We start from the raw sequence: 16,062 nt of genomic DNA, 5'->3' as shown, positions 1-16,062 counted from the left end.
GCCAGGATGAATCGCGCCCATGCGCATCGCCATCGCTTCCGACCACGCCGCCGTCGACCTGAAAGCCGAATTGCGCGAATATCTGATCGAGCTTGGCCACGAAGTCGCTGATCTCGGGCCGGAAACCGCCGATCGCGTCGACTACCCGGATTATGGCTACAAACTGGCCTCGGTCGTCGCAGACGGCACCGTGGAACGCGCGGTGGCGCTGTGCGGTTCGGGCATCGGCATCTCCATCGCCGTGAACCGCCACCCGGCGCTGCGCTGCGCGCTCGTGTCCGAACCGCTATCCGCCGCTCTGGCCCGCGAACATAACGACGCCAATGCCATCGCCATGGGCGCGCGGCTGACCGGTATCGACATGGCCAAGGCCTGCCTCGATGCCTTCCTGTCGACCGAGTTCGGCGGCGGCCGCCACGCCGGCCGCGTTGACAAGCTATCCCATCCCCAGATCGCAGAACTGACTCAGGAGTCCGCCGCATGAGCACCGTCACCGATGCCCCCATCCGCTCCACCGGCTTCTTCAGCGCCAGCCTCGAGCAGGCCGACCCTGAAGTCTTCGCCGCCATCCGCGGGGAACTGAAGCGCCAGCAGACCAAGATCGAGCTGATCGCCAGCGAGAACATCACCAGCAAGGCCGTGCTGGAAGCCACCGGCTCGGTCTTCACCAACAAGTACGCGGAAGGCTATCCCGGCAAGCGCTACTACGGTGGCTGCGAATATGCCGACGTGGTGGAAACCCTGGCGATAGAGCGCGCCAAGCAGCTGTTCGGATGCGATTTCGCCAACGTCCAGCCCAACTCTGGCAGCCAGATGAACCAGGCGGTGTTCCTGGCCCTGCTGCAGCCGGGCGACACGTTCATGGGCCTCGATCTCAACTCGGGCGGCCACCTGACGCACGGCTCGCCCGTCAACATGAGCGGCAAGTGGTTCAAGCCCGTGCCCTATGGCGTGCGCCCGGACGACCACCGGATCGACATGGACGAGGTCGCCCGCATCGCGCGCGAGTGCAAGCCCAAGCTGATCATCGCGGGCGGCACCGCTTATTCGCGCGTGTGGGATTTCCCCCGCTTCCGCGAAATCGCAGACGAAGTGGGCGCGTGGCTGCTGGTGGATATGAGCCACTTCTCCGGCCTGGTCGCCGGCGGTGCGCACCCCTCGCCCTTCCCGCATGCTCACGTCGTCACCACCACCACGCACAAGTCGCTGCGCGGCCCACGCTCCGGCGTGATCCTCACCAATGACGAGGATCTGGCGAAGAAGTTCAACACCGCCGTCTTCCCCGGCCTGCAGGGCGGTCCGCTGGTCCACGTGATCGCCGCCAAGGCGGTCGCTTTCGCCGATGCGCTGAAGCCCGAATTCAAGGCCTACGCCCATCAGATCGTGGCCAACGCGCGCGCGCTGGCCGCCAGCATCGAGGACGCCGGGCTTTCCGTCGTCTCGGGAGGTACCGACAATCACCTGATGCTGGTGGACCTCACCGCCAAGGACGTGACCGGCAAGGCGGCGGAAAAGGGCCTCGATCGCGCTTGGCTCACCTGCAACAAGAACGGCGTTCCGTTCGACAAGCGTTCACCCTTCGTCACCTCGGGCATTCGCCTGGGCACGCCGGCCGGTACCACGCGCGGTTTCGGCACCGAAGAGTTCCGCGAAATCGGCCATTTGATCGTCCAGGTCGTCGATGGCATGGCGCGCAATGGCGACGAAGGTGATGGTCAGGTGGAACAAGCGGTGCGCGCGCGCGTAGAAGCGCTGTGCAATCGCTTTCCCATCTATGAGGACCTTTGAAGCATGGTTCAGTTGAACGACCCCAACAATCGCGGTGATTTCCTTTCCGACGCTCGCCAGGAGCTGGCCGGAATGCTGCAGGACGGGCTTAGCCACCCCTCCACCAAGCCGGTCCTGGCTTGGGGTGCGATCGGTGCTGTCGCCGCTGTCGTGCTGCCCTTCGTGACGATCCCGGTTGGCCTGGCTGCCGGCGCGGGCTACCAGTTCTACAAGCGGGTTCGCCCGAACTAATTTTGCGAGACTGAATGCGCTGTCCTTTTTGTGCCCACGACGATTCGCAAGTCAAGGACAGCAGACCGACGGAAGATAACAGCGCGATCCGCCGCCGCCGCCAATGCGGTGGCTGCGGCGCGCGGTTCACAACGTTCGAACGCGTCCAGCTGCGTGAGATTACCGTGATCAAGAGCGACGGCTCACGCCAGTCGTTCGACCGTTCCAAGATCGAGCAATCCGTCAGCCTCGCCTGCCGCAAGCGCAGTGTCGATGGCGAGAAAATCGATCGCCTGGTTTCCGGCGTGCAGCGACAAGTAGAGACCTTGGGTGAGAGCGAAGTCAGCTCGCTCGCCATCGGGGAGATGGTGATGGAAGGGCTGCGGCAAGTCGATTCCGTCGCCTACATTCGCTTCGCCTCGGTCTATCGCGATTTCAGCGAGGCCAGTGATTTCGCGGACTTCGCCAGCACCGTGCGCGGGGTGAGCGCCGGATGACCGCGCCGCAAAACCCCGTCATCGTGCTTGTCCGGCCGCAGTTGGGCGAGAATATCGGCAAGGCCGCACGCGCCATGCTGAACTTCGGGCTGACCGAGATGCGCCTCGTCACGCCGCGCGACGGATGGCCCAACCCCAGCGCCGGACCGGCCGCCGCTGGCGCGGATGTCGTGCTGGATCAGGCGCAAGTGTTCGGCTCGCTGGCGGAGGCCGTTGCCGATTGCGCCAACGTCTATGCCACCACCGTGCGCAAACGCGGCGTCACCAAGCCGGTCGTCACGCCCGAGCAGGCCGCCAGCGAAATCCGGACCGCGCCGGGCCGCTCCGCCTTTGTTTTCGGGCCGGAACGGTCCGGGCTCGAAACCGAGGATGTTGCCCTCGCCCGGGCGATCCTGACGGTGCCCATCAACCCGCAGTTCGGTTCACTGAACCTGGCCCAGGCGGTGATCCTGTGCGCCTATGAATGGTCCAAGCATGCAACGCTGGTGCAGCCCACGGTCGAGGAACTGTTGCCCCCCGCCCCGCAGGACGAACTGGAAGGCCTGATCGGCCACTTCGAGCGGATGCTGGAAGCCAAGAACTACTTCTGGCCGCAGCCCAGGGCGGAAACCAATCGGCTGACCCTGCGCAATCTACTCACTAAGCCCGGCTGGAACCGCCTGGAAGTGCGCACCTTCCGCGGCATCCTCACTACGCTGGAGCGCGACAAAAGAGAGCGTTGAACGATTCTGCGTTAGCGCTCGCGGGTCCGTTCGAGCGAGCGGGGACGGTCAATCAACCCCTGCGCTCGTCCCAATGGTCCAGCTCATAGGCGATCGAGGCTTCCACCAGTCCCTCCCAGATCGCCGCCACCGCGTCCGCCGGCAATCCGAGCCCTTCGGCCCGTGCGCGTGCGTTGGCGATCACTTCGGCCTTGCGCGGCTCGTCACGCACTTGCCCGCGCTCAGGTTTGATCCGGGCGGCAGCGCGCATGTAAGCGAACCGCGTGGCCAGCATCTCGACCAGTCTCGCGTCCAGATCATCGACCCCGGCGCGGACTTCGGCCATGGTGCTGCAGGCATCTGGTGACAGGGGCGTGGTATTGGGCATCAGCGCGCCCTAGCCGCCACGCCGCGCGTCGTCGAGGGGTTGGCATCAGCTTGACTTTCCCCGGCACGGCGCTAAACGCGCGCCTTCACTTGGACCCCGCCCTTACAGGGACCGGGATCGTCCGTTCGGCCCCGCACTCCGGTGAAGCGGTGGCCGCGTTCCTTACAGGGGCGGTGCGAATCCGGAAAACACATCGGCGTCGCCATGGTGGCGAGGCTAGCAGAATTGAAGGACTTCCTATGTCGAAGCGCCAGAGCGCCAAGCATAAACTCGATCGTCGCATGGGCGAGAATATCTGGGGCCGTCCCAAGAGCTCGGTCAACCGTCGCAGCTACGGCCCCGGCCAGCACGGTCAGCGTCGCAAGAGCAAGGTGTCGGACTACGGCATCCAGCTTCGCGCCAAGCAGAAGCTGAAGGGCTACTACGGCGACGTGACCGAGAAGCAGTTCAAGCGCACCTACGCCGAAGCATCGCGCATGAAGGGCGATACCGGCCAGAACCTGATCGGCCTGCTGGAGCAGCGCCTGGACATGATCGTGTACCGCGCCAAGTTCGCGCCCACGATCTTCGCCGCACGCCAGATCGTCAGCCATGGCCACATCCGCGTCAACGGCGTGAAGTGCAACGTCGCCAGCCGCCGCGTCTTCGTGGGTGACATCATCAGCCTGGGCGACAAGGCCAAGGAGATGGCGCTGATCATCGAAGCGCAGGGCCTGGCCGAGCGTGAAGTGCCCGATTACATCTCGCAGGACGGCACCGACAAGATCACGTTCGTTCGCGTTCCGACGCTGGACGAAGTGCCTTACCCGGTGAAGATGGAACCCAACCTGGTCGTCGAGTTCTACTCGCGCTGATCGGAGGTTTTTTCTGCTGAAATCGATGAAGGCGGCCCCTCGGGGCCGCCTTTTTCGTACCTGATTGGTTTGCGACAAACCGTTTCAGATCAGGCGGATGGCGGGAACTCTCGGGCCCATAACGTCGTTCACTCGGCACTATGTCTAAGTATCGCTTCATCACCCCGCACCGCACCGGAAAATGGTATCCCGACCTCAGCTTGGCAAAGCGTTTCGCCAACGCCATCGGCGCCGGTTTCTTCGATAGTCGCAGTGGCGAATTCGTTGCTTATCCCGGCACCAAGCTGGAAGTGGCTGGCCTAGACGCGATGGCGCGATAATCGCGCGCGCGTCTACATCCCGAATGATTTCCGCAGGAATGCATCTGACTCGCTGAGGAGGCGGGTACGTGCCGCTGCATTAACCAGCTGATGGTCAAGCTTGGGAAACTCGATATACGTAACTTGCTTGCCCGCGCTCTTCAGGCGATCATTCATGATTTGGGACTCCCGTACGCCCACGTTGAGATCCCTGGTTCCGTGGAATAGCAAAACCGGCGCCTTGATCTTCGCTGCGTTCTGGGCAGGTGAGCCTTCGCGCAGGTGCGCCCCTGTACCGATGAACTGAGCGACAAGCCTGCCATTGACGTATTGCGACGCTTCGTCCCGCAGGATCGTCAGGTCCGTGACCGGAGCGACGGCGACGATGGCCTTGAAAAGATCGGGATCCAGCGCTGCGCTTTGCAGCGCGGCATATCCCCCATAGGACCAGCCGACGATCGCAAGCTTGCCGCCGTCCGCGATCCCCTGCTTCACCAGCCATCGTCCGGCGTCGTTCACGTCGCCGATCGCCGTGCGCCAGGATTGAAACCCGTTCTTCTGGTACCAAGCCGATCCATAGCCCGATGAGCCCCGGAAGTTGGGCTGCAGTACGGCGTAGCCGCGTGCCGCGAAGAATTGCACCAGCCAATCGAAGCCCCACTCATCACGCGAGGAGGGCCCACCATGCGGCATCACGATCGCGGGAAGTCCCTTGACTGATGTGCCTATCGGCAGCGTGAGATAACCCGGTATCGAGGTGCCGTCCTGGGCCGTAAAGGTGATGGACTTCATCGGCGCGAGGCTGACCGATTCCAAGTGTGGCCGGATCGGCAGAACCTCCTCCAGCCCGCGTGTCTTCTTGTCGAACAGGTAGGTCATCCCGGGGCTGGTGTCGCCCGAGGCAATCAGCAAAAGCTTGTCCTCACCTTGCGTCGCGTCGAGAAAGTCGACTTTGGGCGCACCCGGAAGCGCCTTGCCCAGCGCAGCGCTTAACGCCTTCAATGCCGGGTCGAAATATTCGGTCGTCCGCCGATCGGTCGCGTAGCTGGCGCCTACCACGCGCTCGCTGCGACCGATCTGGATCAGCTGATCCACGTCAACGCCGGGGCGGCTCAACACGTCCTCTCTGCGATTGGCACCATCGAGCGAGAGGCTGACGAGCTTTACAAAGCCATCCGTGTTATCAAACCCATACGCTACATTCTTCGCGCTATCGACGGCCTCTGGCGTAAAGCCGGAAGTGGACTGGGCGCCGGCAGTGGCGGTCGACAATCGCTGCCAGTCGCGTGAGCCGGGTTTGCGGTAAAGATACTCGATCGTGTTCGACACGTTGCCAGTGGCATCGATAGGCTGCGACACCATGACGCGGATTTGCCCATGGCCGTCAGAAATATAGCTGGTTGCGCTGGGACGCGGGCGCTCGACCGTGACGCGCCGCAGCGAAGCGGTATCGACCATCTCTACACCAAGGCCCTCGCCAGTCTGGGCGAGGCGCGTTCCGGTGCTCGCTTCCGGCACGAACTGACGAGAAACCAGGATCTGGCCGGGGTGATCGGGCAGGTCCCAATCGATCAAGGTGCCGCCGTCCTGCATCGGCCCCAAAGCGTTTGTGCCTTGGCGCGCCGTCAATTGCACCATCTTCGAACCATCGGCATTGACCGCGAAGTTCCGCGTGAAGCCAAGGAGCAACGCCCCGGTATCGGCTATGCCATAGACCCGGCAGATGATCCGTTCGGAAGTCGGCCATGAGCATTTGGAAATGCGGCCGTCCTTGCTTTCGATCGTGGCGATCGGTTTGACTTTGCCGCCTGCGCTATAGTCGACCACGGATAGCCCCTGCCCATCTGGCAGCGGGCTTACGACGGCAAGCTTGCTGCCATCGGGAGACAAGCTGATATCTTCGACAGCCGGAAGCGCGCCGAACTTCGCGGCCACCGTGGCCGCATCGTCTGTCGCGGCATAAGCTGCCCCGCCCACGCCGATTAGCATCAGCAAGACCGCGCCGCCAATCCCATGTTTGCTCATTGAAAACCCCCCGGAAATCGTGGGGAGACGGTGCCTCGCTATGGCGGCTGCGTCAACGGCGATCCATCGCGAGAGAAAAGCGAAACGTGCTTATCCGCTGCGCTGGTAACCGGCCCGGAACGAGCGGGCAAAGGCCGCGAAGCGCTCCTCCATGATCGCGTCGCGCATCGCCTGCATCAGCTGCTGATAAAACGTCAGGTTGTGTTCGGTCAGCAGCATCGCGCCCAGCATCTCGCCTGATTTGATAAGGTGATGCAGGTAGGCGCGTGAATAGGTCTGGCAGGTGGGGCACGGACAGCGATCGTCCAACGCCGCCGTATCCTCCGCATGCCGCGCATTGCGCATGTTGACTGGCCCGTTCCAGGTGAACGCTTGTCCGTTACGACCGGAGCGCGTCGGCAGAACGCAGTCGAACATATCCACGCCGCGTTCCACCGCGCCGACCAGATCGTCCGGCTTTCCCACGCCCATCAGGTAGCGCGGGCGATCTGCCGGAAGTTGCCCGGGCGCGAATTCCAGCGTGGCGAACATCGCCTCCTGCCCCTCACCCACCGCCAGTCCGCCGATCGCATAGCCATCGAACCCGATCTCGGTCAGCGCCTGTGCGGAGCTGCGGCGCAAGTCTTCATCTAGAGCGCCCTGCTGGATGCCGAACAAGGCCGCTCTCTCGGCATGATCGCCACCGGCGTCGAAGCCTTCGCGACTGCGTTTGGCCCAGCGCATCGACATTTCCATGGATCGCGCGATCACGTCCCGACCCTGGTCGATCTTTGGGCACTCATCGAACGCCATGACGATATCGGAGCCGAGCAGCCGCTGGATCTCCATCGAGCGTTCGGGCGTCAGCAAATGGCGCGAACCGTCGAGGTGGCTGGCGAAGGTAACGCCCTCCTCGGTGATCTTGCGCAAGTCAGACAGGCTCATCACCTGATACCCACCGCTGTCTGTCAGGATCGGGCGATCCCAGTTCATGAACTTGTGCAGCCCGCCCAGCCGCGCCACCCGCTCAGCGCCCGGGCGCAGCATCAGGTGATAGGTATTGCCCAGGATGATGTCCGCCCCGGTCGCGCGGACATCCTGCGGCTTCATCGCCTTCACCGTCGCCGCCGTGCCCACGGGCATGAACGCAGGCGTGCGGATTTCCCCGCGCTTCATTGTGATACGCCCGGTCCTGGCGCGGCCATCGGTGGCGTGGATGTCGAACGCGAAGCGGGTCATGGCGGTGATCAGAAGCCGTAAACGAGAGTGAAGCGAGACAGCGTGTCGGTCTGCCGCGAACCGACCGGGGGGTCGGTATCATGCTCGTAGCGGTAGGACAGGCGCGCCTTCAAGCCCTTCAGCATTCCCGCCTCCAGCGAGGTCGTGGCGGTATAAGTGCTGTTGTCCGCCTCGACGTAGGCGCTGGATTGATGCGTGACGCGCAAAGTCCGCGTGGCGTTCCAGGCAAAATCGATTGCGCCAAGGGCAGAGACGGTGGTTTTCGAAGGTTCGTCGACATAGTCGGTGAAGCGCAGCGCCGGGCCGCCGTCAAACGACAGTTTCAAATCATTTGAATTGAAGATGCGATAGCCGAAACCCGGCGAGAATGACGTGCGGCTGTCATAGCCCTGAAACCGATCGTGCTCGTACTGCGCCAGCCCGTAAGCGTAGAACCGATCGCTGAGGGTGTAGCGCGGATTGTAAAGCGCCAGATACTGCTCGCGCGAGACCACGCGGTTGGTTTTCTGATAGTCAGCGGTAAACTGCAGCCGGTGCTGCCAATAGACGCCTTGGCGGCTGAGCTTTACGCCAACGGAAACACCCGAGTTGCGGCTATTGCCGGTGGAGCTGAACGCGCCCACTTCGCCTTCACCGCTCCACAGTTCCAGCGGCCGGGCGGCCAGGATGCGGGCGCGTTCGTTATCCGCTTTCTCCGTCACCACCAGCTTGTGAGTGTCTTCGAACTTCTGGCGCATCGCATCGATTTCGGCGCTGTCCTGCGGCTGCGTTTCCTTGGCCGCCTTCACCACCGCGTCGACCGCCTTGGCGTCGTCCGTGGCCATCGCGGCCTCGATCATTGCGCGGACCGGACCGGGCAATTCGGCCCGCGCAGGCGCGGCGGCAACAAGAAAGCAGGCAAAGGCAACGGCGCGGGCAGACATCTCCCGCGCCTTTAACGGCTTAGTTGCGCAGGCGCCACCCGGTGCGGAAGATGAACGCGATCAGCGCCACGCAGGCTGCGAGGAACGCCAGTGTCAGCCCCAGCGACAGCCAGATCGATACGTCCGACTTGCCGTAGAACGTCCAACGCAAGCCGTTGACGAGATAGACCACCGGATTGGCCAGCGCCACCGTGCGCCAGGGTTGGGGCAACATGTCGATCGAGTAGAACGTGCCGCCCAGGAACGTCAGCGGCATCAGGATCAGCATCGGCACAACCGACAGTTTCTCGAAGCTGTCCGCCCAGATGCCCAGGATGAAACCGAACAAGGAGAAGCTGGCGGAAACCAGCAGTATGAAGCCCAGGGCATAGAATGGGTGGACGATCGTGTAGTCCACGAACAGCGTTGCGGTGGTAAGGATGATCGCCGCCAGGATCAGCGATTTGGTGGCCGCAGCCCCGACGAAGCCGGCCAGCGTCTCCGCCACGCCGACCGGAGCGGACAGCAGTTCGTAGATCGCGCCAGTGAAGCGCGGCATGTAGATGCCGAAGCTGGCATTGCTGGTGCTTTCTCCCAGCAAGGTCAGCAGTAGCAGACCGGGCACGATGAAAGCGCCGTAATTCACGCCGTCCATTCCGTGCTGCATCTGTCCGCCGATCGCCGCGCCGAACACCACGAAGTACAGCGAAGTCGTCAGCACCGGTGCCAGGATGGACTGCAGCGCCGTGCGGAAGGCCCGCAGCAATTCCTGCTTGTAGATCGTGCCCGCGCTGCGTGCGTTGAACAGGCTCATGCCATCTGCTCCTGACGCCCGCCTTCGACAAGGTCGACGAAAATATCCTCCAGGCTGGACTCGTGCTGATCGATCGCCTGATAGTCGATGCCTTGCCGCGTCAGCGCCTTGGTGATCTCGGCCACGTCCGCCTTGCCCTGCCCCGCGCCGTCCCCGCCGCGATAGGTCAAGGTCAGGCCATCGTCCGAAATCGTGATGGGATAATTGCTGAATGCGTCCGGCAGGGCCGAGAGCGGCTCGGTCAGGACGATATGCGCTTCCGTGCGGCCCAGGCGCTTCATGATCGCGTCCTTGTCATCCACCATCAGGATTTCGCCCTGTCGGATGATGCCGACGCGATCGGCCATTTCCTCGGCCTCCTCAATGTAGTGCGTGGTCAGGATCACGGTGGTGCCCCGTTCGCGCATCTCGGCGATCTGCTGCCACATATCCCGCCGCAATTCGACATCGACACCGGCTGTCGGCTCATCAAGGAACAGCAGTTCGGGCTCATGCGCCATGGCCTTGGCGATAAGGACCCGGCGCTTCATACCGCCGGACAAGGCGCGGATCTGCGTATCGCGCTTGTCCCACAAGCTGAGCGACTTGAGGATTGCCTCGATCCGGGCCGGGTCCGGCGACAGTCCGAACAGCCCGCGCGAATGCGTGACGGAGCGCATCACCGGCTCGAACATGTCGGTCGCCAGTTCCTGCGGCACCAGGCCGATCCGGGCCCGGAGCCGACGCCAATGGCGGCCCATGTCTTCACCGAATGCCTGGATCGTGCCGCTGGTCGGCCGCACCAGTCCGCACACCGCGCCGATCAGCGTCGTCTTGCCGGCGCCATTAGGCCCGAGCAGTGCGAAAATCTCACCCTTGCGGATGTCCAGATCGACACCGTTCAGCGCGGTGAAGCCCCCCTTGTAGGTTTTCGTCAGGCCGCGAATCTCAAGAATATTTTCCATCGCGGGTAGATGGACGGTCACCGCGAAGGTTCCAAGACATGCTTTCAAGGGATCAACAGCGACGAGTCACCGTAAGAGTAAAAGCGATACTCCCGCTCGATGGCATGCGCATAGATCGACTGCATCCGCTCACGCCCCATCAATGCCGAGACCAGCATGAACAGCGTCGATCGGGGCAAGTGGAAGTTGGTCATCAAGCCGTCGATCGCGCGGAAGCGATAGCCCGGGGTGATGAAGATCGCCGTGTCACCTTCGAACGGAGCGATCTGCTTATCGTCCTGCGCCGCGCTTTCCAGCAGGCGCAAGCTGGTGGTGCCCACGGCGATAACGCGGCCGCCTTTTTGTCGAACGGCGTTGAGGCGGGCGGCGGTATCGGCGTCGATCCGGCCCCATTCCGCGTGCATGCGGTGGTCAGCCGTGTCTTCGGCTTTGACCGGCAGGAAGGTGCCCGCGCCGACATGCAACGTCAGCGTCTCACGTCCAATGCCGGCAGCGTCCAGCCGTTCCACGAGGTCGGGCGTGAAATGGAGCGAGGCAGTGGGCGCCGCCACCGCACCGTCGCGAGTGGCGAACATGGTCTGGTAATCGCTGCGATCGGCTTCATCCGTAGGGCGCTTGCCGGCGATGTAGGGCGGCAACGGCATGCGGCCCGCGCGCTCCAGCAAGACTTCCACAGGCTCATCGCCTGAAAACGCCAGCGTCCAGCTGCCATCTTCGAACCGCTGCTCCGCCGTCGCGGAAACCCCCGCCGGGAAGCTGATGACATCGCCGGGCCGCAGCCGCTTGGCATTTCGCACAAAGGCCTGCCAGCGGCGCAGATCGATGCGCTTGTGCAAAGTCGCGCCGATCCGTGCTTCGCCCCGCTGCCCCTCCAGCTGAGCCGGGATCACGCGCGTGTCGTTGAAGACCAGCACATCGCCTGCCCGCAGCATCTGCGGAAGATCCCGCACATGCCGATCGGCTATCTCCGCCGTGCCATCGGCCACCAGCATCCGGGCGGCATCACGAGGCTTCACCGGCCGCAGAGCGATGCGCTCGTTCGGCAGCTCGAAATCGAACAGGTCGACGTTCATCGGTCAGCGCCGAGCGGCGTCAGTTCGGCTGCGAGAGGCTCGGCTTGTCGGCACTGAGCGACGGTGCCGCAGCGCTGATAGGGGCAGGCGGCGGCCCCTTCTTGTCACTGGCGAGCGAGGCCTGCAGCACCCGGGTCGGGTTGGCAGGCGGTTCGCCGCGCTGGATGGCGTCGACATATTGCATCCCGGAGATCACGCGGCCGAACACGGTGTATTTGTGATCAAGCGCGAAGCGGGGGTAAAAAACGATGAAGAACTGACTGTTCGCGCTGTTGGGATCGTTGGTGCGCGCCATCGAGACCGTGCCGCGCAGATGGGGCACGGCGTTGAACTCCGCCTTCAGGTCAGGCAGCTTGGAACCGCCCTCACCCGTTCCCGTGGGATCGCCGGTCTGCGCCATGAAACCATCGATCACGCGGTGGAAAATCACACCGTTGTAGAAGCCCTCCCGGGCCAGCGTCTTGATTCGCTCAACGTGGGTGGGGGCCCACTGCGGCATCAAGCGGATCGCAACGCGCCCGCCGTCCGACAAGTCCAGCAACAGCACGTTATCCGCATCATGCGAGATATCGGAATCGACAGCGGTGGAAACCGTGGTTGGTTCCGGCGTCGGTGGGGGCGCCTTCTTCTTGGCGAGCGCCGGCGACGCGGTCAGCGCCAGCCCCATCAACATGCCCATCATCGTCGGGACAAGCACACGAGCTTTCATCGGCCACTCTTCATAAGGCGCGGCCATGGGGGGATGGGCCGCAGCAGGGGAACACTGTCACGCGCGGCGATAGTCTCTGGCCGCTGTCATGGCAATGAACGGAAACAAAGAGGCGGAAGGCGATCGCTCAGTAATCGCCTTTCCGTCCGGTCTGGGCGATCCGCGCCTCCACATCGTCGCGCACGGCCGGGCTGACGAACTTGGAAATGTCTCCGCCGAAGATCGCGATTTCCTTCACCAGCTTGGAGGCGATGGGCTGCAGGCCTACGTCAGCCATCAGGAATACCGTTTCGATGCCGGCGTTCAGCTGCTGGTTCATGCCGGCCATCTGATACTCGTACTCAAAGTCGGCCACGGCGCGCAGCCCGCGCACGATCACGCTGGCCCCTTGCGCCTCGGCAAACTTCATTAGCAGCGCGTTGAAGCCAACCACGTCGACGTTTTCGATGCCGAGAGACGCCACCTCGCGCTCCACCATGGCGATGCGCTCATCAGGGGTGAACATCGGGTTTTTCGAAGGATTGGTGGTTACACCCAAAATCAACCGATCGACCAGTTTCGCGCCGCGCCGGATGATATCGGCATGGCCCAAGGTGATGGGATCGAACGTTCCCGGATAGACGCCAACGCGCTCCGCCCCAGCCATCAGTGATCCCTCTCCACGATGTAGCGCGCGACGGCACGCAGCAAATCCGCTTCCTGACCATGGCTGGCGAGGTGGGTGACAGCCTGGTCCACCAGCATATGCGCGCGCTGCCGGGCGGGTTCGGCGCCAAGAAGCGACACGAAGGTCTCCTTCCCGGCCTGCGCATCCTTGCCCACAGCCTTGCCCGCCACGGCGGCGTCGCCCTCATGATCGATCAGGTCATCGACGATCTGGAAAGCGAGGCCGATATCGCGCGCATAGCCGCGCAAATGGGTACGCCCTTCGACCGGCACGCGGCCCAGGATCGCGCCCATCTCTATCGACGCGCCCAGCAGCGCGCCGGTCTTGAGCTGTTGCAGGCGCGTGACTGTGGGCAGGTCGAACTCGCTGGTTTCGGCCACCAGGTCCATCATCTGGCCACCTGCCATGCCTTGCCAGCCGCTGGCCAGGCCGAGCGCGCGAACCAGTTCGATCCGCACGAAGGGATCGGCGCTGGTGGCGGTATCGGCCAGGATTTCAAAGGCGAAATCGTGCAAGGCATCGCCGGCGAGCACCGCCGTCGCCTCGTCAAAGGCGAGGTGCAGCGTCGGCTTGCCATGCCGCAGGGCGTCGTTGTCCATGCAGGGCAAATCGTCGTGGATCAGGGAATAGACGTGGATCGCTTCGATCGCGCAGCCCGCCCGCACGGCGGCATCGCGATCGACGCCGTACATCGCCGCCGTGGCGCTCAACAGCAGTGGCCGTAGCCGCTTGCCGCCGCCGATCGTGGCGTAGCGCATCGCCTCCACCAACCGCGCCCGGGGATCGCCGGGCACCGGCAACAGCAGGTCAAACGCGCGGTCGATCTCCTCGGCGATGCCCGCCATGGCTTCGCGCAACATCCCCGTACTCATCGCCCTCTCCCCACTCGCCATCGCTGTCATGTCCGGCTTTTCAGCCGAAAGACCAGCCGATGCTCCCGCTTGTGTATCCTGCGCCGAAGCCAAGTTTCAGCGACCCGCCGCATCGAAGGGCTGGGTGGATGCCGGCAAGCCATCCGGCCCGGCGACGATCTTTTCGATCCGCGCCTGCGCCGCATCCAGGCGGGCCTGGCAATGCCGCCGCAAGGCTTCGCCACGTTCGTACAACGTGATCGAATCGTCGAGCGGCACGTCACCGCTTTCCAGCGCGCGCACCACATCTTCCAGTGAGCGCAAGGCATCCTCGAAGGTCATCGCGGCGATTTCGGGCGTATCGGTCATCGGCGGCAGCAATGGCGCTGCGGCGCGCGCCGGTCAAGCCACGCCGGGGTTAAGGCGTAGGCACAATGGGCTGGCCGTGAAGGTTAATACCGCCAAACCGGAGCAGAGCCGCCGACAGATGCTGTGCGATTGCAGTATCCGCCAGGGCCAGCCGGTCCGCCGATTCCCGCAGACTTGCTCGCGACCCTAAACTTGCGCGGCGCATGCCTACAATGAAACGCCGTTACCTGTCTGTTTACGAAAGTGGCCTAGGTATTCCCACGATGTCTGGTTCAGCCGCAGCCCCTGCAAGTCTTCCTCGGCCCAAGGGGCACGATTGGACTGTCCTTGCCGCGCGCTTGAAGGGTGGATCGCGCGCGGTTGTGGTGCTGGGATGCGCCGTGTTCATAGCTAGTCTTATCGGACTGGCCTCTCGTCACGCCTTTTCGGTTTCGTTCTGGCCCGCCAATGCTGTGCTGGTCGGCCTCGCCCTGCGCGATCGGCGATTGTTTTGCGTTTCGGGTTGGTCGGCTGCGTTCTTCGCCTTTATCGCGGGCGACCTGCTATTCGGTAACGGCCTGTCGCTCGCAATGTCGTTTGCCGCATGCAACGTCGTCGGCACGGCCGTGGCCGTTTCGCTGCTCCGTCTGCTCGACCGGCGAGACCTGACGCTGCGGCGCGTCCATTCGGTGCTGCGGATCGTTTCGCGCCTGCTTCCGGCCTCGCTGGTGGCGGGCTTGTGCGGGGCCGCTCTGGTCCACTTCCAGTTCCATGGTTCGGCGCTACAGGCGATGATGACATGGCCCGCCAGCGAACTGGTCAATTACCTGATCGTGCTTCCCGCGATCCTGACGCTGCCCGTTCCCTGGGAGAGGCGCGATACCCCGTTTGCCCGGCGCGGCAGTCAAGATTGGAAGCCAGGGCTGTTTCTTGCGGTCTCTTGCGCGGCCATGGTGGTGTTCGATGGACCGGGCAGCATCGTCTTCCCCCTGCCCGCGCTGCTGCTTTGCGCGCTGACCTATTCGATTCCCAGCACGACTTTGATGACGATGGTGCTGGGCACCTGGTGCATGACGATGATTGGCCTGGGTTACATGGACATCGGCCAGGACATGTCGATCCCGCGCATGGTCGTCTCGATTCGCGTGGCGGTGGCATTTCTGGTGCTGGTGCCGCTGACGATCTCCAGCGCCATGGAAGTGCGCGACAGCCTGCTGACCCAATTGCGCAAGGCCGCCGATCATGACGGCTTGACCGGGCTGCTCAATCGCAGGGCGTTCGAACAACGGATGGGTGACCGGCTGGGATCGGGCGGCAGCCAGGTGGTGCTTTGGCTGGATATCGATCACTTCAAGGCGATCAACGATCGCTATGGCCACCTTGCGGGCGATGCCGTGCTCAAAAGCTTCGCCGACACGGCCCGGCAATGCTGCCGCGCCACCGATCTCGTCGGGCGAATGGGCGGTGAGGAATTTGCGCTGGTGGTGGAAGTATCCAGCCTAGCGGGCGCCAAGGCCGTGGCGGAACGTCTTCGCGATGCGTTCGCTCGCCGGTCCGTGATGTGGAATGACGAGCCGGTTCACGCCACAGTCAGCATCGGCGCGGCCCATGTCGATCGGGGAGTGTCGGATCTGCCCGAACTGATCAGCCAGCTGGACGGCGCACTCTATCGCGCGAAGCGAAAAGGCCGGGATCGGGTGGAGTGGCTTGCGGAAAGCGACGCTTTCGATTGCTTGCACGCTTTCGGCTGACATTTCGCGAACGCTGGCACCCT

19 protein-coding genes are annotated in these 16,062 nt (G+C 63.6%); 8 read left to right on the top strand and 11 right to left on the bottom strand.

What is annotated here, in order from left to right; translation table 11 throughout:
* The first annotated feature begins 19 nt into the window (after positions 1–19).
* Genes rpiB through GGR39_RS06155 form a run of 5 tightly spaced genes read left to right on the top strand, consistent with a single transcriptional unit; the run spans position 20 to position 3,217 of the window.
* Positions 20–484 carry a ribose 5-phosphate isomerase B gene (gene rpiB, locus GGR39_RS06175; RefSeq protein ID WP_183616304.1) on the top strand — a complete coding sequence of 155 codons (465 nt, stop codon included), beginning with the start codon at positions 20–22 and terminating at the stop codon, positions 482–484.
* Entirely contained in the window at positions 481–1,788 is a 1,308-nt protein-coding gene (gene glyA, locus GGR39_RS06170; RefSeq protein ID WP_183616303.1) for a serine hydroxymethyltransferase, read from the top strand. The genes rpiB and glyA overlap by 4 nt, the downstream gene beginning before the upstream one ends.
* A 3-nt stretch (positions 1,789–1,791) precedes the next feature.
* Positions 1,792–2,019: a hypothetical protein gene (locus GGR39_RS06165; protein WP_183616302.1), complete on the top strand. Its 228-nt coding sequence runs from the start codon at positions 1,792–1,794 to the stop codon at positions 2,017–2,019.
* Positions 2,020–2,033: 14 nt separating this feature from the next.
* A complete protein-coding gene (nrdR, locus tag GGR39_RS06160; protein WP_183616301.1) occupies positions 2,034–2,495 on the top strand; it encodes a transcriptional regulator NrdR in 462 nt (153 codons plus the stop codon).
* Entirely contained in the window at positions 2,492–3,217 is a 726-nt protein-coding gene (locus tag GGR39_RS06155; RefSeq protein WP_183616300.1) for an RNA methyltransferase, read from the top strand. Before nrdR ends, GGR39_RS06155 begins: the two co-directional genes overlap by 4 nt.
* Positions 3,218–3,269: 52 nt before the next feature.
* On the opposite strand, the gene GGR39_RS06150 is transcribed toward GGR39_RS06155, so the two are convergent.
* On the bottom strand, positions 3,270–3,584 hold the full coding sequence (locus GGR39_RS06150; RefSeq protein ID WP_246388367.1) for a chorismate mutase: 315 nt from the start codon (positions 3,582–3,584) through the stop codon (positions 3,270–3,272).
* Positions 3,585–3,823: 239 nt separating this feature from the next.
* On the opposite strand from GGR39_RS06150, the gene rpsD reads away from it, so the two are divergent.
* Positions 3,824–4,438 (top strand): 30S ribosomal protein S4, encoded by a 615-nt coding sequence (gene rpsD / locus GGR39_RS06145; RefSeq protein WP_058735898.1) that lies wholly within the window; start codon positions 3,824–3,826, stop codon positions 4,436–4,438.
* 140 nt (positions 4,439–4,578) lie between these two features.
* Positions 4,579–4,758: a hypothetical protein gene (locus GGR39_RS06140; protein WP_183616299.1), complete on the top strand. Its 180-nt coding sequence runs from the start codon at positions 4,579–4,581 to the stop codon at positions 4,756–4,758.
* 12 nt (positions 4,759–4,770) lie between these two features.
* Here GGR39_RS06140 and GGR39_RS06135 read toward each other — a convergent pair whose 3' ends face one another.
* From GGR39_RS06135 to GGR39_RS06090, 10 genes are all read right to left on the bottom strand, one after another.
* Positions 4,771–6,762: an alpha/beta hydrolase family protein gene (locus GGR39_RS06135; RefSeq protein ID WP_183616298.1), complete on the bottom strand. Its 1,992-nt coding sequence runs from the start codon at positions 6,760–6,762 to the stop codon at positions 4,771–4,773.
* Between the two features lie 90 nt (positions 6,763–6,852).
* Positions 6,853–7,980 carry a tRNA guanosine(34) transglycosylase Tgt gene (gene tgt, locus GGR39_RS06130; protein WP_183616297.1) on the bottom strand — a complete coding sequence of 376 codons (1,128 nt, stop codon included), beginning with the start codon at positions 7,978–7,980 and terminating at the stop codon, positions 6,853–6,855.
* A gap of 8 nt (positions 7,981–7,988) precedes the next feature.
* Positions 7,989–8,903 carry a DUF481 domain-containing protein gene (locus tag GGR39_RS06125; protein ID WP_183616296.1) on the bottom strand — a complete coding sequence of 305 codons (915 nt, stop codon included), beginning with the start codon at positions 8,901–8,903 and terminating at the stop codon, positions 7,989–7,991.
* A gap of 19 nt (positions 8,904–8,922) precedes the next feature.
* Positions 8,923–9,696: an ABC transporter permease gene (locus GGR39_RS06120; protein WP_058735902.1), complete on the bottom strand. Its 774-nt coding sequence runs from the start codon at positions 9,694–9,696 to the stop codon at positions 8,923–8,925.
* Complete coding sequence (locus GGR39_RS06115; protein WP_183616295.1) at positions 9,693–10,640, bottom strand: ABC transporter ATP-binding protein; 948 nt, start codon at positions 10,638–10,640, stop codon at positions 9,693–9,695. The genes GGR39_RS06120 and GGR39_RS06115 overlap by 4 nt, the downstream gene beginning before the upstream one ends.
* A 44-nt stretch (positions 10,641–10,684) precedes the next feature.
* A complete protein-coding gene (gene queA, locus GGR39_RS06110; protein WP_183616294.1) occupies positions 10,685–11,713 on the bottom strand; it encodes a tRNA preQ1(34) S-adenosylmethionine ribosyltransferase-isomerase QueA in 1,029 nt (342 codons plus the stop codon).
* 19 nt (positions 11,714–11,732) lie between these two features.
* Positions 11,733–12,422 carry a peptidylprolyl isomerase gene (locus GGR39_RS06105; RefSeq protein ID WP_183616293.1) on the bottom strand — a complete coding sequence of 230 codons (690 nt, stop codon included), beginning with the start codon at positions 12,420–12,422 and terminating at the stop codon, positions 11,733–11,735.
* Between the two features lie 127 nt (positions 12,423–12,549).
* The gene (gene coaD, locus GGR39_RS06100) at positions 12,550–13,068 is read right to left on the bottom strand and encodes a pantetheine-phosphate adenylyltransferase (protein ID WP_058735919.1); all 519 of its coding nucleotides are present in this window, start codon (positions 13,066–13,068) and stop codon (positions 12,550–12,552) included.
* The gene (locus GGR39_RS06095; RefSeq protein ID WP_425490584.1) at positions 13,068–13,961 is read right to left on the bottom strand and encodes a polyprenyl synthetase family protein; all 894 of its coding nucleotides are present in this window, start codon (positions 13,959–13,961) and stop codon (positions 13,068–13,070) included. Before GGR39_RS06095 ends, coaD begins: the two co-directional genes overlap by 1 nt.
* A 96-nt stretch (positions 13,962–14,057) precedes the next feature.
* Positions 14,058–14,309 (bottom strand): exodeoxyribonuclease VII small subunit, encoded by a 252-nt coding sequence (locus tag GGR39_RS06090; protein WP_183616292.1) that lies wholly within the window; start codon positions 14,307–14,309, stop codon positions 14,058–14,060.
* A 263-nt stretch (positions 14,310–14,572) separates the two neighbouring features.
* Here GGR39_RS06090 and GGR39_RS06085 point away from each other — a divergent pair, with 263 nt between their 5' ends.
* Complete coding sequence (locus tag GGR39_RS06085) at positions 14,573–16,039, top strand: sensor domain-containing diguanylate cyclase (protein WP_183616291.1); 1,467 nt, start codon at positions 14,573–14,575, stop codon at positions 16,037–16,039.
* Positions 16,040–16,062: the final 23 nt, after the last annotated feature.

The organism is Novosphingobium fluoreni (genome assembly GCF_014196615.1).
In the GTDB taxonomy this organism is placed as follows: domain Bacteria; phylum Pseudomonadota; class Alphaproteobacteria; order Sphingomonadales; family Sphingomonadaceae; genus Novosphingobium; species Novosphingobium fluoreni.
The sequence above is the reverse complement of the archived record's forward strand: the minus strand, read 5'-3'. Positions and strand labels throughout refer to the sequence as shown.